The following is a 20,264-nucleotide window of genomic DNA, read 5'->3' as shown; positions in this document are numbered from 1 at the left end:
CGGCGGCCGCGGACGGGTGCCCGGGACGCCGGTGTGTGGCGTCTCGACATGGGCGACGTGCGGCTGCTCGATGCTCAATGTGCTCGCGGCTCTCTGGGCGGGTCGGCGGAATCCGAGTGGGTCTACACGTTGGATTCATGGTTCGACATACCTTAAACCGCCCAAAGAGAGCAACAGGGACTCTTGGTAAAAAAAGGTCAGTCTTCAGGTCGGCTGAGCGGCTGGGACCGCGCGGTGTCCGGTCGTGCGGGCGCGCGCGGCCGGGATGGCGGCACGCGGCGGGCGCGCCACCTCTCCGCCCATCCGAACAGCAGCACTGCCGACGCGGTGAGCAGCACCGTGCCGGCGATCCGTAACGGCAGGTGACCGGTGGACCGGCCCTCCACAAGCACGCCGGCCAGCGCCCCGGCCGGCAGGTGCCACAGGTAGACGGTGACCGCACGGGAGTTGACCGCCCGCAGCGCACGACCGGCCCGCCGGTTGTCGGCCAGCCGGTCGAGTCGGAACCGGCACCGGAGCACCACGGCGACGAGAGCGAGCGACCACAGCACGTTGCCGCCGCCGGCGTCGTCGGTGCCGAAGGTGCCGGCCCGGGCGCCGACGAGCATCCAGATTCCACCGACCGCGCCCAGTATGCCCACGCCGTACGCGAACGCCCGGCCCGGAATCCGGTGCAGCAGGCCGTCCCGGCGGGCGAAACCGAGCAGCCAGCAGGGGGTGTAGGTCAGCACGAAATAGCCGGGAAGGTCCAGGTCGGTCGCATTGACGCCGACCGCCACCGCAGTGGCGACGCCGAGAGTGCACCAGGGGCGGCGGCGGAAGAGGGGCCGCATGATCGGGGAGAGCAGCACCAGCCACAGGTAGGTGGAGATGTACCAGAGGGCGATGGTGAGCAGCCAGGACCAGGCGGGGCCACCGGCCGGTGGCACCCGCAGCGGTAGGAGCCACCAGGCCAGGCCGCCCCAACCCAGAGACCCGGAGGTCGACGGCCGCCAGCCGGCGAGCAGCATCAGCGTGACGGCGACCACGCCGTAGAGCCAGAACGGTGGCAGGAGCCTGGCCAGGCGGCTGCCGACCGCGCGCGGCCCGCCCCGGTCCAGGGACCGCGCCATCAGGCAGCCGGCGATCCCGAACATCAGCCCCATGGCCGGGAACAGCGCGCTGAGCCAGAGCCAGCCGGTGGTGTGGTACACCACGACACGGACCAGGGCGACCACCCGGATGAGGTCCAGGTACCGTTCCCGGCCGCCGTCGTCCGGGGAACTCGGCCGGTGGGCCGCGGCCGACACGTCGACGTCCCGGCCCTTCGCCCGGTCGCCGCCACCTCGTCGCGTCCCGGCGGCGGATGTACGACGCATGGCGCTTCTGCTCCAGGTCAGGGTCGACACCGCTCTTCTGAGCGTCAGCTAACCGTATAGCAGGATTTATACTTCTATGGGTGGTTCGACCGGGGTCCGGGTGCCGCTGATCCGGCCGTTCGACGGCGCGTCAGGCAGTGAGGCGCACCTCCGGAAAGGCCGGGCTCGGTCAGCACGGCGCCGGTGGATGTGACGGGCCGCTGTCAGCGCGGGTCTGCCGGCTTCCGCGCGAGGATGAGCCGGTAGCGTGGGGAACCGTTCCGGTGCTGGCCCAGGGGCGTCAGGGCGACGGTCGTCGCGGTGAAGCCGGCCGCCGTCAGATCCGCACAGAGCGCGGCCAGCGGACAGGTGCGGTAGTACATGACGAAAGGCGGGCGCCACACGGCATTGCGGACCCGCATGGCCAGGTCGAATCCGAGCATGGCCCAGTGCGCGACCGAGGTGCGGGGTGGCGGCGTGCCGATGGGGAAGGTGAAGAGCCCGCCCGGCCGCAGCGCGCGGTAGACCCCCTCGAACAGTGCGGGCCGTTCGGCGGGTAGGAAGTGCCCGAGCGCCCCGGAGGTGACCGCGAGGTCGAAGTCCCCGGTGAAGGGCAGGGCCCGAGCGTCGGCCCGCACCCAGGTGGCGTCCGGGTGCGCACTCCGCGCCTGCGCGAGCATCCCGGCACTGAAGTCGACGCCGGTGATCCGTCCCTGGCACACGGACCTGAGCACCAGCATGCCCGCACCGGTGCCGCAGCACACGTCCAGCCCGTGGTCGAACGGCCCGAGTTCGGCGAGCGCCCGGGTGGTCGCGTCGACGACGCTCTGTGGGGTGCGGAACGGCGTGTGGTCGAACTTCGGAGCGAGGAGGTCGTAACCGCGCTCTACCGACGAGAGCGCCTGGACGCACAGCTCACGCAGAGACGGGCCTTGAGGCGAGAACACCGGCCGAGGGTACCCACGGACGGTGGCCGAGGCTGGGACGGACGGCGGGCCGGACCCGATCCTCGGCACGCTGGACGGCGCACTCACGTCGTTGACGTCCACACTGCCTCCTGCCCGGCCGCGCCGGCCCCCGCAGAACGGAGCGGCTTCACGGCATGGAACGATCGGCTCGGTCGTGAGGGCGAGGTCACCCGCGCCGTGTCGCCGGCGGAGCGCCCCACGGTCGTCGCCCGAAGCGCCGGGCCGTGACTCTCGCTGGCGACGGTATCGATGGCGAGCGCGGCAGTGTTCGTTCTGCTCGTCCGGCGCGCCCGGCGTATGCGCGCCCGGCGCATTCAGCTCGGTGTTCGTCCCGCACGGCCCGTCCGGCTAGGGTCGTCTCCTGACGCAGGTGGGGGCCGCAGCGAGGGGGGAGTCCGAGAGATGAGCATGCCGCTGCTGCCGGGGGAGGGGACCCGGCTCGGCAGGTATGAACTGCTGGGCCGGCTGGGTGAGGGCGGCATGGGCACCGTCTACCTCGGGCGGGACCTGGACGGGCGCAGGGTCGCGATCAAGATGGTCCGGCCCGAGTTCTCGTACGACGCCGAGTTCCGGGGTCGGTTCCGCAGCGAGGTCAACCGGGCGCGGCAGGTGCCGCCGTTCTCCACCGCCGAGGTGCTCGACGCCGACCCGGACCACGACCCGCCGTACCTGGTCGTCGAGTACGTCGACGGCCCCAGCCTGGCCACCGTGGTCAAGGAACAGGGGCCGCTCGCCGGCTCCGCGCTGCACGGCGTGGCCGTCGGCATCGCCACCGCGCTCACCGCCATCCACGGCGCCGGGGTGATACACCGCGATCTCAAGCCGGCCAACGTGCTGTTCGCCATGGGCGGCATCAAGGTGATCGACTTCGGTATCGCCCGCCCCTTCGAGGCGACCAGCCAGCACACCCGAACCGACCAGATAGTCGGCACGGTCGCCTACATGGCGCCGGAACGCTTCGAGGCCGAGGACGGGGCGCGGGTGGTGACCTCCGCCGCGGACGTCTTCGCCTGGGGCGTGGTGGTGGCGTACGCGGCGACGGGCCGCACCCCGTTCGCCGCCGACTCGGCCCCGGCGACCGCCATGCGCATCCTCACCCAGCCACCCGACCTCTCCGGGCTGCCCGGATCTCTCCGCGACCTCGTGGAGCGGGCCCTCCGGAAGGATCCGGCGGAGCGCCCGACGGCGCGCGAGCTGCTCGACGTGCTGCTTTCCGGCGACACCCCGCAGCCGGGCCTCAGCACCGCCGTTGCCGAGGCGGCACTGACCGCCCGCAGGAGCCCGGAGGTCGCCGGGGGAGGCGACCCGACGACGACGCCGGCCTCGACCCGGCCGGAGACCGGACGCCGTCGGCGACTTCTGGGCGTCGCCGGGGTCGCCGCGGCCCTCGTCGTGCTGGTCGGTGCCGGCCTCGTGGGGCTGGACGCCCTCCGGTCCGGCGGCGACGACCCCGACGACGCCGCGGGTGTCCCGGGAGCCTCCTCGCCGGCCTCGCCGACCCCGACCACCTCGCCGATCCCGACCACCTCGCCGACCCCGACCACCGTCGGGCCCACATCGGCGGCCCCGGACCCGGACACCCCGATCCTGCAGGGGAGCCGGCGCACGCTCATCCACTTGGCCGAGATCGATCGGGATCTGGCCCTGGACTACCACTCGTACGAGGTGGAGGCCTCCGACGGCACCGGCGTGAGGTCCCAGTTCGTCCTGGTGCCGTTCGGGGTGAACCATATGATCAGGTCGCTGCGCGGCGAGGGACGCGACGACAACCCGGAGACCTGCCTCGGTGTCAAGATCGCGTCGGACGGCCCGTCGTCGCTGGTCGCCGCCGAGTGCATCCCGACCCGGGCGACGCTCTTCTCGCTCGCGCCCACCGGCGAGCGGGACGACAAGAACCGGCGGACCTACCACATCCGCAGCGAGGCGTACGGCTTCGTGCAGTGGAGCGCCGCACGCAGGACGGTGTACGTCGAGGAGGTCGGCGACGCCACCCCCACCGCGAGCTTCAGCCTCGTGGACCGGGGCGCGCTCTGAACCCGGCGCCCCGCCGATCCCCGACTCCGCCCCGCCGATCCCCGACCCCCAACCGGGGGCCGAGCACGGCCGGGCGGTGACGGTCAGCCGACCTGCGCGGCGGCGGCGCGGCCCGCTGTGCGCCCGGAGAAGAGGCAGCCACCGAGAAAGGTCCCCTCGAGGGCGTTGTACCCCATCATCCCGCCGCCCCCGAAGCCGCTGACCTCGCCCGCGGCGTACAGCCCGGGCAGCGGACTCCCGTCGGCGCGCAGGCAGCGGCCGTCCAGGTCGGTCTCGAGCCCGCCGAGCGTCTTGCGGGACAGCACGTGTAGGCGGACGGCGATCAGCGGGCCGGCCGACGGGTCGAGGAGCCTGTGCGGCGTGGCCACCCGGCTCAGCCGGTCGCCCCGGTAGCGCCGGGCGGCGCGGATCGCCAGCACCTGGAGGTCCTTGCCGAACTCGTGGTCGATAGCGCGGTCCCGCGCCTCGATCACGGACCTGAGATCCGGCTCCCGGATTGCCGGCACGTCGGGATCGGCGATCGCGTTCATCCCGCGTACCAGATCGGCGAGGGTGTCGGCCACGACGAAGTCCTCGCCGTGCCGCTTGAAGGCTTCCACCGGCCCGGGCGCTCCCGGCCGGACCCGGCTCAGGACCTGCCGGATGTCGCGGTCGGTGAGATCGGGATTCTGCTCGGAGCCGGAGAGGGCGAACTCCTTCTCGATGATCTTCTGGGTCAGCACGAACCAGGAGTAGTCGTGGCCGGTCGCCCGCAGGTGTTTCAGCGTGCCGAGGGTGTCGAAGCCCGGGAAGTTCGGCGGGGGCAACCGCCGGCCGGTCGCGTCGAGCCAGAGCGACGAGGGGCCGGGGAGGATCCGGATGCCGTGGTTGTCCCAGATCGGGTCCCAGTTGCGCAGCCCCTCGACGTAGTGCCACATGCGGTCGGCGTTGATCAGGTTGGCGCCGGCATCGGTGCTGATGGTGAGCATTCGACCGTCCACGTGCGCCGGAACCCCGGCGACCATCCTTCGCGGCGGGGTGCCGAGCCGGTCGGGCCAGGCCCTGCGGACCAGGTCCAGGTCGCCGCCGATGCCGCCGCTGGTGACCAGTACCGCCTGGGCGCGGGCCTCGAAGGTGGCCACCTCGACCCGGGAGGTGGGCCGGCCACGCTCGGCGGCGGTCGGTTCGAGCACGTGCCCCTGGACGCCGACCACCGTGCCGGCCTGGACGACGAGTCCGTCGACCCGGTGCCGGAAGGCCGTGGCAATCCGTCCGGCCGCGACGTGTTCGCGTACCCGTCGCGCGAAGGGCGCGACCACGCCCGGTCCGGTGCCCCAGGTGACGTGGAAGCGCGGGACGGAGTTGCCGTGGCCGACGGCCCGGCCGTCGCCGCGCTCCGCCCAGCCGACGATGGGAAAGAGGCGGTGTCCCATGCCGCGCAGCCATCCGCGCTTCTCGCCCGCCGCGAAGTCGAGGTACGCCTCGGCCCACCGGCGCGGCCAGCGGTCCTCCTCGCGGTCGAACCGCGCACTGCCCAGCCAGTCCTGCCAGGCCAGCTCGCGGGAGTCGCGGATGCCCATCCGCCGTTGTTCGGGGCTGTCGACGAGGAAGAGCCCGCCGAGGCTCCAGAACGCCTGACCGCCGAGCGACTGCTCGCCCTCCTGGTCGAGCAGGACGACGCTGCGTCCGGCGTCCGCCGCCTCGGCCGCGGCGACCAGGCCGGCGAGGCCGGCGCCGACGACCACGAGGTCGGCCTCCATGATCTCCGCTTCCATCACGACTCCTTCGCGACCGGGATCGGCAGCAGGGCGAGGGGAACGTGGTGCTGCCCGGAGTGCATGTCCCGGTCGCGCAGCGACCCCTGCGGGACCGGCCGGGGAAACGAGATCTTCACGACGTTGAGCGACGGGATCCGGAACATCTGGACCGTGTCCGCGTCGACCTGGTAAAGCTCGGCGACGACCTGCTCGTTGAGGAAGTCCTCGTCGGCCGCGATCCGGTAGCCGGCGGCGTCGCGCATGAAGAGCTCCATCGTGACCCAGAACGGGCCGGCGTTCTTCGACCGCACCTCGTGGGCGAGGTCGCCGATGGCAGATGTCGGTGCGGCGTGGCCTGCGTGGTCAGCCATTCTGGTGATCTCCGAACTCGATCCGGAACAGGCCGGTGGGGGTGACGCTGTCGACGACGTGGTGGAGCACGAATTCGTACGCGGCCCCGCGCTCCACCTCGGCGGGGGAGGAGGCGAAGGCGAAGCTCGGCAGGTAGGGCATGTCGCGGGTGGGCAGGTGCAGCAGCAACGGGTTCGCGGTCTTCGCGATCGCGGTGGCGGTCGCCTGGTCCGCCGCGTTGACGAGCAGCATGACGCCGACCTCGCGCGGCGGCGTCCGCGCCGGCTCCAGGTTGCCGAGGACGGCGTCGTAGCCGTAGAGGCGGATGTCGAAGGCGTACTCGTCCGGACCGAGGCCGAGGGTCTGGCTGACCCGCTTGACGATCATCGTGCGGAGGAGGGCCGCCCAGTCCTCGATCTGGCCCAGCACGTGCGGGTCGCGGACGGCGGTGAACGACATCGTCTCGTACCCGGCGATCCGCGCGCCCTCCAGCTTGACGGTGTGCTGGTCGGCAATGTGGAAGCGGGAGCCCTCGACCCGCACCCGCCGGGAGTCCAGCGCGGTGTAGGTCGCCTCCCGCACGTCGAGCGTGCCGGCCGGCTCGCGCATCCGGAACGGGTCGGCGGTCTCGTAGAGCATGTGCGCCGCCACGGTGATCGGCGTGCACGAGGTTTCCGGATCGAGTGGTTCGACGGTGAAGCCGGTCGCGTCGACGGTGACGAAGACTCCACCGCCGCGCGGGTTGGTGCTGCACTGGTCGCCGCACTCGACGATCTTGGCGGCGTGCCAGGTCGGCCCCGCGGGCAGGCCCTTCATCAACGGGTACGCCGCCGCGAGCGCGGTGTCGGTGGCGCGGCCGGCGAGCACCACCCGGGCCCCGGCCGCGAGCGCGTCGACGATCGGTTCGTGCCCCATCATCCCGACGACGTGCGTGCAGCTCTCCAGGGTGTCGGCCCGCAGTTCCGGCAGGGGCGGCAGGGCGTGGATCCGCCCGGCGTCCAACTGTTCCCTGAGGTCGGCGACGCGCTGCTCGCTGTAGATGCGCGCGACGGGTAGGGAGAGGCCCTCCTCGGCCTGCACCCGCCGCACGATCCCGGCGACCCAGTCGACGCCCGCGTCGGTGCCGCTGGTGCCGCACGATCCGATGATCAGTGGGATGTCGGCGTCTGCGGCCGCGCGCAGCAGGATCCGGGCATCGCGGGTGACGGCGGCGGCGCTCATCTTGGGCTGCGCCGCTCCCAGGTAGTACGGTCCCGAGTCGGTCGAGCCGGCGTCCACGGCGATGACGTCGGCGCCGAGCGCCAGACCCCGCTCGACCTGGCTCTCCGGGAATCCGGCTCCGATCGCACCGCTCGGCACGAGGATCCGTACGGGTTCGACGGAGGCGTCGTTCACTTCTCTGCCCTTCTACCGGTCGCGGTGAGCGCGTTCAGGACGGCGTCGCCGAGTTCGTCGGTGGTCGCGGTGCCGCCGAGATCGGGCGTGCGGACCGCCCCCTCGGCCAGGACCACCTCGATGGCGTCGACGAGTGCCGCCGCCGACTCCGGACGGCCGAGGTGCTCGAGCATCAGGCTCGCCGACCAGAGCGCCCCGAGCGGGTTGGCGATCCCCTTCCCGGCGATGTCGGGGGCCGAGCCGTGTACCGGTTCGAACATCGACGGGAAGTCCCGCTCGGGGTTGATGTTGCCGGCTGGCGCGATGCCGATGCTGCCGGCGATCGCCGCGGCGAGGTCGCTGAGGATGTCGCCGAAGAGGTTCGACGCGACGATCACGTCGAAGGACGCCGGGCTGAGGACGAGCTTCGCGGTGAGCGCGTCGATGTGCTCCCTGCGCCAGCCGACGGCCGGGTGCCGCGCGGCCCGCTCCTCGACGATCTCGTCCCAGAACGGCATGGTGTGCACTATGCCGTTCGACTTGGTCGCCGAGGTGACGTGCTGTCGTCGGGCGGCGGCGAGCCCGAACGCGTGGTCGACGACGCGGGAGACGCCGGCCCGGGTGAAGACTGCCTCCTGGACCGCGAACTCGTCCGCGAACCCCCGGTTGAGCCGGCCACCGATCTCGCTGTATTCCCCCTCGACGTTCTCCCGCACCACGACGAGGTCGACCCCGGCCGAGTCCCGCAGCGGTCCGGGCAGGCCGGGCAGGACCCTGATCGGGCGCAGGTTGACGTACTGGCGGAACTGGCGCCGGATGGGGATGAGGAGTCCCCAGAGCGAGACGTGGTCCGGCACGCCGGGCCAGCCGACCGCTCCCAGCAGGATGGCGTCGTGCCCGGCGATCCGGTCGAGGCCGTCCGCCGGCATCATCGCCCCGGTCTCCAGGTAGCGCCGGCAGGACCAGTCGAAGTGGTCGAACCGGAAGGCGAACCCGCCGCGCTCGGCCAGGACCTCGAGGGTACGCAGGGCGGGCGGGATCACTTCCGCTCCGATGCCGTCACCCGGGATGACGGCGATCCGGTACGTCGTCGTCCGCGGCGGGTCCATCCGCTCGTCCACAGCGTCGTTCATCCGCTCTCCTCCGTCGCCGTTCACCTGGTCACCTCTGCCGCGTTCAGAGCGAACCGTGGTTTTCCGGCGAGGGCGTCGAGGAGTTCGGCGGCGCCCCGGAGCCCGGCCGCGCGTCGGGCCTCGGCCGTCTGGCCCGCGAGGTGTGAATACACCACGATGCCCTCGACGGACCGCAGCGGGCTGTCGGGCGGGAGCGGTTCGGTGCTCACCACGTCGAGGGCCGCACCGGCGATGCGCCCTTCGCGGACCGCGCTCGCCAGCGCCTGCTCGTCGACGATCGGTCCCCGCGCGGTGTTGACGACGAAGGCGCTCGGCTTCATCCGGGCGAACGCGGCGGCGTCCAGCAGGCCCCGGGTCCGCTCGGTCAGGGCGGCGTGCACGGACACGTAGTCGGAGGTGCGCAGAAGCTCGTCGAGCTCCACGAAAAGCACATCGGAATCCGGCCGTTCGTCCACCGGAACGTTCGTCACGCAGAGGATCGACATCCCGAAGGCACGGGCGAGCGGGATGACCGCCCGCGCGGACGCCCCGTAGCCGATCAGTCCGAGCGTGGCGCCCCGCAGTTCGCGGCCGTCGTCCCTGGGCCAACGGCCGGCCGCCACCCCGGTGGCGGTCTGGACCAACCGCCGGGCCGTCGCCAGCAGCAGGCCGAGGGTGTACTCCGCGACGGCGTTGGCATTGATGCCGGGCAGATTGCTCACGGTGATGCCGTGCTTCGTGGCCGCCGCGACGTCCACCGAGTCGTAACCCACCCCGGTCCGCACGACCACGCGGAGCGAGGGCGCCCGGGAGAGGACATCGGCGGTCAGCGGCTCGTTGGCGATCAGCGCCGCGTCGATGCCGTGCAGGGCGGCGACCAGCTCCTCCGGGTCGCGTCCGCCCCGCAGCGGACGGTGCACGGTCGCGCAGCCGGCGCTGTGGAGGTATTCGTCGACTTCGTCTCCGGGGCGGAGGTAGTCGGTCGTGACCAGGACACGAGCCACCAAAGCTGCTCCACTCTGCCGTCGCGTGCGGTCCCGTGTCGACGTCGATCGCGTGCGACCACGTTGGTCGGCGCCACCGTGCGCTGCGGCCACCATAGATTTGCTATAGCAAAGAAGTCAAGAGTAGCTATCAGAGGCAACAGTTGCATAGTTGCTGTATCAGCGCTGTTCGGCGTGGCAACCGCGATTGTCGTGGTATCGGATAGCATGCCGTCATGGGGTCCACGGAGACGCTCGCCGATCGCGCGTACCGCGAGGTGCGGGGCGCCATCGCGGCCGGGGAGCTGGTGGCGGGGACCAAGGTGACCGAGCGGGGCATGGCGGAGCGCCTGGCGATCAGTCCGACGCCGGTTCGGGAGGCGCTGCGCCGGCTGGAGCTGGACGGGCTCATCCAGCGCATCGGCCCGCGAACGGTCCGCGTCGCGGCCATCCCCGACGCCGCCGTCGACGACCTGGCCGAGGTGGAGGTCGGGCTTCGTGGCCTGGTCGCACGGTTCGCGGCGCGACACGCCACCGCGGCGCAGATCGACGCACTGGACGCCATCCTCGACGAGGCCGACGACCTGCTGATCCTGATCAAGCTGCGGCACGGGCAGGGGCAGTCCGTCGACCGGCACCTGAACGCCCTGCTCGACACGATGCAGCGCTTCAACGACACGGTCAGCGCCTGCGCCCACAATCCGGTACTGGTCCGGATGCTCGAACAGAGCCGCGTCTTCACCCGGGGTGAGCGCCGCGAGCGCCTGCTCCAGCGCGTCGCGCAGGACGACACCTTCGGGATGGACCGCTACTCCAGTCACCGGGAACTGGTCCGTGCCCTGCGCGCCGGCGACTCGGCGGCGGCGGAGCGCGTCGTCCTCGCAGACGCGCAGAGCGGCCTCGACGCCCTGCGCGACGGGCGCGGCAACAGCGACGGGCGCGGTAGCGCGCTGTCGCCTGCTGCCTCCTGAGTGGGCGGCAGCTGACCCGCGGGTCCCGTCCATCCCTGCTCCCGGCCTGAATCTCCATCCGCGCGCTGCTGTCGGCGGCGCCGTCCCGGGCACGAGTACACCCTGCGTCACTGCGGCCAAATCCGTTTGCGCCTGTTGACGAGTTTGCTACAGCAAATTAACGTGACGCCGGACACATGGAGGCAACATGGCCGAAGTGCAGATCCGCGGTGACGCGGTGTCCTACCGGAAGATCACGTTCTTTATCGCCCTCGCGCTCTTCGCCCAGGAGTCGACCTGGAACTTCTACGACAGCCAGGTGCCCGTCCTGCTGCGCGAGCACGTCACGAGCACGGCAACCGTCGGCCTGCTGATGGGCATGGACAACCTGCTGGGCATCTTCGTCCAGCCCTGGATCGGCAACCGGTCCGACAACACCAGGACCCGGTGGGGACGCCGGATGCCGTACCTCGCGGTGGGCATGCCCCTCGCCGCGCTGCTCTTCCTACTCCTTCCCTGGACCACGTCGCTCGGCACGCTGGCCATGGTGATGTTCCTCTACGCGCTGGTCGCCAACACCGTCCGGCCGCTGGCGGAGTCGATGGTGCCGGACTTCATCCCGCCGGAGCGGCGGAGCCGGGCGAACGCCGCCGTGAAGATCGCCACCTCACTCACCATCATCGTGGCGTCGCTGATCAGCCTGCTGGTGGTGGACGAGCATCCACGGGGCGCGTTCGTCGTTCCTGCCGCGATCCTGCTGCTGGTCACGGTGGTGCTGATCGCCAAGGTGCGCGACAGTCGGTCGGCGGCGTACCGAGCCGCGGTGGCCGAGGACGTCGGCGCGGGGCACGGTGAGTCTCGGGTGCCGTTCCGGCAGATCGTAGCCGACCTGGTCACCGACCGTGATCGTCGCCGACTTCTCCTGCTGCTGGCCGTCTTCCTCTTCGGCGGGGCGTGGTTCGGCTTCCGCTCCCTGATCACCCCGTACGGCATGGAGGCCCTCGGTCTGACACGCGGCGAGGCGGGCGGTCTCGCGCTGCCCAGCGGTGTGGTCTTCGTGCTGGCCGCCTATCCGGCCGCGCTCTGCGCCGAGCGCTTCGGGCGGCTGCGGACCATCGCCGCCGGCATGGCGCTCTTCGCGGTCGCGATGGCCGCCGCAACCCTCGTGCAGACCGTCACCGGGACGGTCGTCGTGTTCTGCGTCGGCGCCGTCGGCTTCGCCGGATTCTCGATCAACGCGGCGGTCGCGCTCTGGAACCTGGCGCCGTCCAGCCGGGTGCTCGGTGTCTACACCGGCCTGTACGCGGTCACCTGGTATCTGGGCGGCTTCGGCGGCCCCGCGCTCATCGGCGCCATGGTGGATCTCACCGGCTGGCGCGCGATGCCGCTCGACATCGCGGTGCTCGCCATCCTCGCCGTCCTGGTCGTCGTGCGACTCGGTCAACTGCAACGGCGTCACCGATCGGCGTCGGTCACCACCTGAACCGGTGTCGGTCACCACCTGAACCCGGCCGGGAACGGCCCCGGCCCGCCGAGCGTGCTGGTCACCCATCGTTGTCCTGCACTTCAGCGTGGATGGGCGGAGTGGTTCATCCGGCCAAACAGCATGAGACCATGATCTTCTACGCTTCCTCCGCCTCCCGAGCCCGCCGGGTCGGTGCCGTCGCGGCCGTCATGACGGTCGCGCTCGGGCTCGGCCTGGCGTCGGCGGCACGCGCCGCGAACAGCGACCCGACCCTGCCCCTGGGCGACTCCGACCTCGCGGAGACCCGGAGCAGCCAGACCCTCACCCGCGGTGTCACGCTCACCCGGATCGTCCGCGGCACCGACCCGGCCCCGGCCGACCAGATCACCACCACCACCCGCGGGCCGTGGGTCGTCAACGTCCTGACCATCGACCCGACAGCGACCCGCGGGCACCTGGCGGCGACCTACGGCGCCGACCTGGCCGGGGTGGAGAAGACCACCGACCTGGTCCGCGCCGCCGGCGCCCTCGCCGGGGTGAACGCCTCCTTCTTCACCTTCACCGCCAGCGCGCAGTACCCGGGTGATCCGGTGGGCCTGGGTGTCTTCGGCGGAAAGCTGCTCAGCGAGCCGACCGGCGACCCGGCCGAGGCCAACCTGGTGGTGGATGCCCGGAGCAACAGGGTCCTGATGGGACAGTTGCGCTGGAGTGGCACGGTGCAGAACAAGCGGACCAAGGTCACGCTGCCGCTGGAATTCGTCAACCACCCGCCGGTGGTCCCGGCCGGCTGCGCCGACCTGGCCCAGCCGACCCAGTGCACCCTGCCGGGCGACGTGGTGCGGTTCACCCCGGAGTTCGCCGAGGCCACCCCGGCCGGGACCGGTGTCGAGGTGGTCCTCGACGGGCAGGGCTGCGTGGTCCGTACTTCGACGACCCGCGGCACGACGCTGGGCCCGGACCAGACGTCGCTGCAGGCGACCGGCCGGGAGACCGTGGCGCTGCTCGCGGTCGCGAAGGGCTGTGTCAGGCAGACCAGCACGGTGCGGGACGAGACCGGCCGGAAACTCCGGCTGCACGCCGGGATGTTCGGGGTGAACGGTCGCTACCGGCTGCTGACCGGTGGACGGATCGTGGTGCCGGACGGTTCGGACAGCTTCTTCGCGCGCAACCCGCGCACCGTCGCCGGCACGACCGCCGACGGCAGGATCGTTCTGGTGACGATCGACGGTCGCATGACGACAAGCGTCGGCACCACGATGGCGGAGACTGCGGCTGTCGCCGCCGCGCTCGGCCTGCACGACGCGATCAACCTCGACGGTGGTGGCTCGACCACCATGTCGGTGGAGGGTGCCCTGGTCAACCGGCCCAGCGGCGGCACGGAGCGGGCGGTCGGCGACGCGCTGGTCTTCGTGGACAGCAGGTTCACCGGTCGCTGACCGCGTTTACCGACCGACCGGCCGTGCCCGGGTCGGTGCGCCGGGCGGCGGTGCGGACCCGGATCCACCGGCCCGCACCGCCCGCTCGGATCAGCCGGTGAGGATGAACGGGATGGTGACGGTCGACTGGGCGCCCTGCGCGGCGGTGGCGTCGACCCGCACCGTGGTCGGTGCCGAGCCGATCGCGTTCCAGAGCTCCAGGCGGAGGCAGCCGCCGGTCATCGGGGCGAAGCTGCCGGAGGTGCCGCGCACACCGGCGGCCTGGGTGTAGGACTCGGTCCCGGGCACCGGATCGGTGGCGAAGTACGCGTACGTCTCGACCCGGCCGTAGCTGCCGGAGCCGGTGAAGTCGTACGAGATCCGGGCCTGCACCCCGGCCCCGACGGCGGTCCCCGCGTCGACGTGCAGGGCGAAGGCCGTCGCCCCGCCGCCCTGGTAGCTCCCGGTCAACCCGCAGACCCGGTGCGTCACCGGACTGTTCGGGGTGCCGTCGTGGTTGCCGTTGGCGGCCGGCAGGGTGACCGTGCCCGCCCCACCCCCGGCCGTGCCGGAGAGCGCGCCGCCGGAGCGGACGTAGAGCCGGTTGCTGGTGGTCGGCGGGCCGGTCGGGGTGGGTGTGGGCGTCGGGGTTGCGGTCGGCGTCGGCGTCGGTGTGGGCGTCGGGTTCGGCGTGCCGCCGCCCGCGTTGCCACCGCTCCAGGTGTGCGCCCCGGTGGTGGCGGTACGCCCGGCCGGCACCGTCAGGGTCCGGCCGTCGGAGAAGGTCACCGTGATCGGGCTGGCGGTGATGTTCGACGCCACGTAGCTGCGTGCGCCGCCCCGGTTGAAGACGGCGTAGAGCGGGGTGTCGGCGGTGACCGTGGTGTCGACCTGGCCGAGCGCGGCGAGATTGCGCAGCCAGTGGAAGGTGTGTGCCCGGCTCTCGCCCTCCTCCGGCGGATATCCGGGGTTGGCCCGGAAACTGGCCAGTGCGGCGTCCGGGCTGGCCAGCGCCTGGAACGACCAGAGGATGTCCTGCCAGACCGTCGGCGGTCCGCCGTTGTTGGTGACCAGCTCGTTCCAGTTCGCCGTGACGTACGCCGGCCGGTAGCCGAGGTAGAGCGAGCCACCGGTGATCGGCAGCATGTTGATGCCCTGGATCATCTCCGGCTCGCCGCTGAACCAGGTGGCGTACGCCCCGCCGTCGCCCCAGACCATCCCGACGGTGCGGTGCCCGAACGCGGCCGGGAAGTTCTGGTCGGCGGAGTCGAACCAGTACTCCTGGATCGCCTGGGCCTGGGTGGTGTAGATGAAGAGTCCGGCGTCCCGGACGGCGGTGTTGCCGGTGGCGAGCCCCCACTGGATCAGCGCGCTGGCGAAGTTCATCCCCTCCGAGGAGGACTCCTGGTTGTTGCCGGCGCCGAAGGAGCCGTGCCCGGAGGCCCAGTCGTGGCCGGCGTAGATGTCGAAGTCACGCAGGAACGGGAACATCGGGTCGGTCCGGTCCACGCCGTTGGCATCTCGGATGAGCAGGTTGACCATGCCGCCGTACCGGTCGGCGCGGGCCCAGGCCGGGTCGAACTTCGCCAGGGTCGCGGCGGCGGCGATGTAGTAGCCGTAGTGGAAGTGATGGTCGTTGAGCTCCTGGTCGGACCCGTAGGAGGCCGGGTAGCCGACAAGCGTGCCCCAGGCCCGGTCGTAGTGGAAGAGCCGCCCGGTCTCGCCGGGGCTGGCGGTGAACCAGTCGGTCAGCCGGGTCCGGATCGCGTTCAGCAGCAGGTCGCGCTGGGCGGTCCGGCCGAGCTGGTCGGCGATCTCGGCGAGCCGGGCGGCCCGGCCGAGCGCCTTGCCGGTCCAGTAGGTGTCGTTGCCGAACCCGGCCAGCGGGTCACCGGTGGTGGCCTGGTCGAGGTAGCCGCCGAGGGTGGCCAGGTCCGCGCCGCTGGAGGTGGCCACGGCGGGCAACTCGGGCAGCACCCCGTGGTAGCGGATCGCGGTGCCGAACGAACCGACCCCGACCAGCGTACGCATCGGGCCGCGCGCCGAGACGTAGGTCTGCGGGATCGGGGCGCCGCCGGAGAGGTTCTTCCACTGGTGCGGATAGAGCGAGACGACGGTGTTCCGCTCGGTACCCTCCCGGGCGGTCGTGGTCAGCGTGTAGGTGGCGTGCACCGTGCTGGTCGGCTGGTCGAACCGCCAGTCGACCCGGGTGCCGGTGACGTGCGCGTGTGCGTACCGGCCGTAGCTGTCGGCCAGGGCGGCCCGGTCGGCGGCCGGGGTGCCCGGGGTGGTGGGGAGCAGCGCGACGGAGAAGTAGCCCCGCCCGGCCAGCGTGGAGGTGACGCTGCCGCCGCTGACGGTCCAGCTCGCCCCGGTCGGGGCGTACGCGACGTAGTCGTGGCCGCGTACGGTGAAGCCGATCCGGGGTCCGCTGTTGCTCCAGACCGTGGGTGCCGCCCCGAAGGCGAGCTGGGCGTTGCCGCCGGTGACCTGGGCGTAGACGAAGGGCAGTCCGTGCCCGACGGTGGCCCGCAGGGTCCGGGCCCCGTCCGACCAGTACGGCGAGACGGTCCAGTCGGTCCAGCCGTCCACTGTGACGTTCGGCGCGTTCAGCCCGGTCACTCCCAGGGTGAATTCCGTGCTGTACGGGTAGTGGTACTCGCCGACAGTGGTGGGGGTTCCGGAGACGGTGGCGGTGGTGGTGTAGCCGACGCCGAGCCCGCCGGCGGCCGGGTCGAAGGCGAGCGGGTGGGCGTGCAGCGGCATCGAGTACGCGCAGTCGGTGCGCTTGAACAGCAGCGAGGACCACCAGTCGTTTGTCGGCACGGCCCCGGCTGGGGCGTTGGCGGTGACGTACCGCCGGGGATTGGTGGCGAGGTCCGCGCAGCCGGAGGGTCCGGCGGCACCGGTCGGGCGGACGGTGGTGTAGCTGCCGGCGCCGAGCGGGTCGGCGCCGGCGCCGGTCGGCACCGCGAGGGCGACCGCGACGACGGCGGAGAACGCCGCGGCGAGCGCGACCATACGGTGAGCCGGTCTGGTGGGACGGTCCATGATGCCTCCGTGCGGGGGGACGGTGAGCCACGGGGGAGCGGTGCGGGGTACTCGATGGTCGGCAGTGACTTTTGGTTGACCAATCAAAACTTTAGCTAGATCGATGGAAAGTGGTAAGGTCGGCGACCAATCTTTCGCGTACTCAGGTCTTACCGATTGGTCCACGGGGGAACTCGCCCGCCCGGCCGCTGCCCCGGCCGGGAGCCGACACCCACCAGGAGGAACTGTGCCCGCTCCGCACCGACGGCCCGTGCGCCGTCGATCCGCGACCGCGGCCGCCGGTGCCGCGCTGGCGACCCTCTTCGCCCTGACCGCCGTCGCCCCGGCCGCGCCGGCCGCCGCCGAGGTCCCCGCCCAGGAGCCCGGCGTCACCCTGCGCTCGTATGACATGGGCACTCCACTCGCGGCGCTCTGCACCCTCAAGCCCGCGCAGACGCCGAACGTCGACAAGCTCATGCCGCAGGTCAACTGGACCGGCACGGAGGAGTTCGGCCTCTCCGACCGGTTCATCAGCCACGTGATCGCCAACCTCGACGCGCCCGTCGACGGCAGCTACACGTTCCGGCTCACCAGTGACGACGGATCCCGGCTGACCATCGGCGACCAGCGCGTCGTCGACCACGACGGTCTGCACGGCGAGACCTCCCAGGAGGGGTCGATCACCCTCGGCGCCGGCCTGCACCCGCTCTTCGTCGAGTTCTTCGACAACGGCGGTGACCAGGTGTTGCGGCTCGAGTGGCGGACTCCCGGCGCCGACGACTTCGTGCTCGTGCCGACCTCCGCGCTGAGCACCGACGCGGGCGTCGTACGCGTCACGGCGCCGGGGTGGAAATACTGCGAGGGCGCCACCGACTCGGCCGGCGACGGCCTGCCGCTCGACCGGGTGCACCCCGGCTACACCCTCACCGACCTGCGCCCCGACGGGTTCCAGCCACAGGTCACCGGCATGGCCTTCCGGCCCGACGGCGACCTGGTGATCTCGACCTGGGGCGGCACCGACAACGCTACCGGCGAGATCTACGTGGTCGAGGGCGCCACCGGCCGGACCGGCCCGGAGCGGGTGACCTACCGCAGGTTCGCCGACGGACTCCGCGAACCGCAGGGCGTCGCCGTGGTCGGCGGCACCGTCTACGTCAGCCAGAAACACGAGCTGACGGCGCTGCGCGACACCGACCGGGACGGCGTCGCGGACAGCCGCCGGACGGTAGCCACCTGGCCGTGGGGCGGCAACTTCCACGAGTTCGCGTTCGGCCTGCTCTACCGGGACGGCTACTTCTATCTCAACCTCTCGGTCGCCATCAACCTGGGTGGCGCCACCACCGTGCCCCAGCCCGCGGCGAACCGTGGCACCTCGATCAGGGTGAACGCCCGGACCGGGAAGATCACGTACGTCGCCGGCGGGCTGCGAACTCCCAACGGGATCGGGTGGGGGCCCCGGGGTGAGGTCCTCGTCACCGACAACCAGGGCGGCTGGCTACCCGCCTCCAAGCTGGTGGAGATCAGGCCGGGAGCGTTCTACAACCACTACACCACCCCGGCCGGCCCGTTCGACGACAACCGGGTGACCCGGCCCATCGTCTGGCTGCCGCAGAACGAGATCGCCAACTCGCCGTCCAGCCCCGTGCTGCTGAAAAAGGGGCCGTACCAGGGACAACTGGTGGTCGGTGACGTGACCTACGGGGGCCTCCAGCGGATCTTCCTGGAGAAGGTCGAGGGCCAGTACCAGGGCGCGGTGTTCCGGCACACCCAGGGCCTGGAGTCCGGCATCAACGAGGTCACCCTCGGCCCGGACGGCGCGCTCTACGTGGGTGGCCTGGGCGCCGGCGGCAACTGGGGCCAGGAAGGCAAGCTCAGCTACGGGCTGCAGAAGTTGACACCCAACGGCGCCTCGGTCTTCGAGGTCAGGCGGATGCGCGCGTCGCGTACCGGGTTCGAGCTGGAGTACACCGAACCGCTGTCGGCGCAGACCGCTCGGGAACTGGCCGACGCGTACCAGGTGACGCAGTGGCGCTACGGCGCGACCAGCCAGTACGGCGGGCCCAAGCTCGAGCTGGAGACGCTCCCCGTCAGCCAGGCCGAGCTGTCCCGGGACCGCCGCACCGTCCGGCTCACCATTCCGGGCCTCAAGGAGAACCGGGTCGTGCACCTGCGGTCACCCCGCCCGTTCGCCTCGGCCGACGGCGAGGAGCTGTGGAACACTGAGGCCTGGTACACGCTCAACGAGATCCCGGGTCGCGTGGTGCAGGAGCAGACGTTCTACGAGGCCGAGGAGGGCCGGACGGTCGGCGTCGGCATGGCGACCGACCACGCCGCCTACTCCGGCGCCGGGTTCGCCGCCGGGTTCGCCGAGGACGGCTCGTCGACCAGGATCGCCGTCGAGGTCCGGAAGCCCGGGACGTACGACCTGGCGATGCGCTACAGCAACGGGCCGCACCCCTTCTCCGGCGAGAAGCAGCTGAGCCTCTACGTCAACGGCGAACGGGTGGAGCAGACGGTCTTTGCCTCTACCGTGACCTGGGAGGAGTGGGGCACGGTCACCAGTACCGTGCGGCTGGGCAGGGGCCGTAACCTGGTCGAGTACCGCAAGGAGGTCGCGGACTCCGGGCACGTGAACCTAGACGTGCTGGCCGTCCGCCCGCACGGCAGGCGCATCACGCTCTTCGAGGGCCGCGACCTGACCGAGTGGCAGCACACCGACGGGCGCGAACCGGAGTGGACGGTCGCCGACGGTGCCATGACCGTACGCAACGGGGATCTGCGCACCGTGCAGGCCTTCGGCGACTTCCGGCTGCACGTCGAGTTCAACCTGCCGCGCTATCCGCCGGAGGTGACCGGGCAGGCGCGCGCCAACAGCGGCGTGTACCTGCAGGACCGCTACGAGATCCAGGTGCTGGACTCCTACGGCATCGACCCGCCGCAGACCAACGACGCGGCGGCGATCTACACCCAGAAGGCCCCGGACGTGAACGCGGCCCGGCCACCGGAGACCTGGCAGTCGTACGACATCACCTACCGGCAGGCCCGCTACGGCGCGGCCGGCACCAAGGTGGAGAACCCACGCGTCACGGTGGTGTGGAACGGCGTCACCGTGCACGACGACGTCGAGATCCTCGGCCCCACCGGCGGCAGCCGGCCCGAGGGCCCGGCCACCGGCGCCATCCGGTTGCAGGACCACGGCAATCCGGTCCAGTACCGCAACATCTGGGTCGAGCCGCTCGACCCGTAGCGCCGGTCGAGGGCCGAGACTCGGACGGCCGGGACGGTTCGCCGGCCCGGCCGTCCGTATCGGCGCCACCGCGGCGACCGGGTCGACAGCGCAACTCGGGACATTCGGGCCGCTCCTGACCGGCCGTATAGTCGGGGCGTGGCCGGACTCCTGCCGAACGTTGCGCCGTCGTTCGACGGTGGCTCCGCCGCGACCCGGACAGCAGCCCCGGCACGATCCTCGCCGCCGCCGACGCACCTCCGCTCACCTTACGTCACGTCGA

Annotated in this window: 13 protein-coding genes; 5 read left to right on the top strand and 8 right to left on the bottom strand. The window is 71.7% G+C overall.

Annotated elements, in window-relative coordinates; all coding sequences use genetic code 11:
* Nucleotides 1–197: 197 nt before the first annotated feature.
* Both ACN28C_RS27995 and ACN28C_RS27990 read right to left on the bottom strand, forming a co-directional pair.
* The gene (locus ACN28C_RS27995; RefSeq protein ID WP_422770507.1) at nucleotides 198–1,358 is read right to left on the bottom strand and encodes an acyltransferase family protein; all 1,161 of its coding nucleotides are present in this window, start codon (nucleotides 1,356–1,358) and stop codon (nucleotides 198–200) included.
* A gap of 203 nt (nucleotides 1,359–1,561) precedes the next feature.
* The gene (locus tag ACN28C_RS27990; RefSeq protein ID WP_422770506.1) at nucleotides 1,562–2,284 is read right to left on the bottom strand and encodes a class I SAM-dependent methyltransferase; all 723 of its coding nucleotides are present in this window, start codon (nucleotides 2,282–2,284) and stop codon (nucleotides 1,562–1,564) included.
* A 423-nt stretch (nucleotides 2,285–2,707) separates the two neighbouring features.
* Here ACN28C_RS27990 and ACN28C_RS27985 point away from each other — a divergent pair, with 423 nt between their 5' ends.
* Nucleotides 2,708–4,339, top strand: a complete 1,632-nt coding sequence (locus ACN28C_RS27985; RefSeq protein WP_422770505.1) for a serine/threonine-protein kinase — start codon at nucleotides 2,708–2,710, stop codon at nucleotides 4,337–4,339.
* Between the two features lie 83 nt (nucleotides 4,340–4,422).
* Here ACN28C_RS27985 and ACN28C_RS27980 read toward each other — a convergent pair whose 3' ends face one another.
* The 5 genes from ACN28C_RS27980 to ACN28C_RS27960 are packed head-to-tail and all read right to left on the bottom strand — an operon-like array spanning nucleotide 4,423 to nucleotide 9,916.
* On the bottom strand, nucleotides 4,423–6,078 hold the full coding sequence (locus ACN28C_RS27980) for an FAD-binding dehydrogenase (protein ID WP_422774833.1): 1,656 nt from the start codon (nucleotides 6,076–6,078) through the stop codon (nucleotides 4,423–4,425).
* 14 nt (nucleotides 6,079–6,092) lie between these two features.
* Entirely contained in the window at nucleotides 6,093–6,446 is a 354-nt protein-coding gene (locus tag ACN28C_RS27975; protein ID WP_422770504.1) for a DUF4387 domain-containing protein, read from the bottom strand.
* Nucleotides 6,439–7,821 carry an acyclic terpene utilization AtuA family protein gene (locus ACN28C_RS27970; protein ID WP_422770503.1) on the bottom strand — a complete coding sequence of 461 codons (1,383 nt, stop codon included), beginning with the start codon at nucleotides 7,819–7,821 and terminating at the stop codon, nucleotides 6,439–6,441. The genes ACN28C_RS27975 and ACN28C_RS27970 overlap by 8 nt, the downstream gene beginning before the upstream one ends.
* The gene (locus ACN28C_RS27965) at nucleotides 7,818–8,933 is read right to left on the bottom strand and encodes a tartrate dehydrogenase (RefSeq protein ID WP_422770502.1); all 1,116 of its coding nucleotides are present in this window, start codon (nucleotides 8,931–8,933) and stop codon (nucleotides 7,818–7,820) included. Before ACN28C_RS27965 ends, ACN28C_RS27970 begins: the two co-directional genes overlap by 4 nt.
* Before the next feature lie 20 nt (nucleotides 8,934–8,953).
* Nucleotides 8,954–9,916, bottom strand: a complete 963-nt coding sequence (locus ACN28C_RS27960) for a phosphoglycerate dehydrogenase (RefSeq protein WP_422770501.1) — start codon at nucleotides 9,914–9,916, stop codon at nucleotides 8,954–8,956.
* A gap of 215 nt (nucleotides 9,917–10,131) precedes the next feature.
* Between ACN28C_RS27960 and ACN28C_RS27955 the strand changes: the two genes are divergently transcribed.
* From ACN28C_RS27955 to ACN28C_RS27945, 3 genes are all read left to right on the top strand, one after another.
* Entirely contained in the window at nucleotides 10,132–10,866 is a 735-nt protein-coding gene (locus ACN28C_RS27955) for a GntR family transcriptional regulator (RefSeq protein ID WP_422770500.1), read from the top strand.
* A 187-nt stretch (nucleotides 10,867–11,053) separates the two neighbouring features.
* Nucleotides 11,054–12,328 (top strand): MFS transporter, encoded by a 1,275-nt coding sequence (locus ACN28C_RS27950; protein ID WP_422770499.1) that lies wholly within the window; start codon nucleotides 11,054–11,056, stop codon nucleotides 12,326–12,328.
* Between the two features lie 131 nt (nucleotides 12,329–12,459).
* A complete protein-coding gene (locus ACN28C_RS27945; RefSeq protein ID WP_422770498.1) occupies nucleotides 12,460–13,746 on the top strand; it encodes a phosphodiester glycosidase family protein in 1,287 nt (428 codons plus the stop codon).
* A 90-nt stretch (nucleotides 13,747–13,836) separates the two neighbouring features.
* Here ACN28C_RS27945 and ACN28C_RS27940 read toward each other — a convergent pair whose 3' ends face one another.
* Nucleotides 13,837–16,776, bottom strand: coding sequence for a glycosyl hydrolase (locus ACN28C_RS27940; protein WP_422770497.1), 2,940 nt, complete (start codon nucleotides 16,774–16,776; stop codon nucleotides 13,837–13,839).
* A 250-nt stretch (nucleotides 16,777–17,026) separates the two neighbouring features.
* On the opposite strand from ACN28C_RS27940, the gene ACN28C_RS27935 reads away from it, so the two are divergent.
* Nucleotides 17,027–20,002: a family 16 glycoside hydrolase gene (locus ACN28C_RS27935; RefSeq protein WP_422770496.1), complete on the top strand. Its 2,976-nt coding sequence runs from the start codon at nucleotides 17,027–17,029 to the stop codon at nucleotides 20,000–20,002.
* The last annotated feature ends 262 nt before the right edge of the window (nucleotides 20,003–20,264 follow it).

The sequence above is a fragment of the Plantactinospora sp. WMMC1484 genome, assembly GCF_049315195.1.
In the GTDB taxonomy this organism is placed as follows: domain Bacteria; phylum Actinomycetota; class Actinomycetes; order Mycobacteriales; family Micromonosporaceae; genus Plantactinospora.
This window is presented reverse-complemented; position numbering and strand designations above follow the sequence as displayed.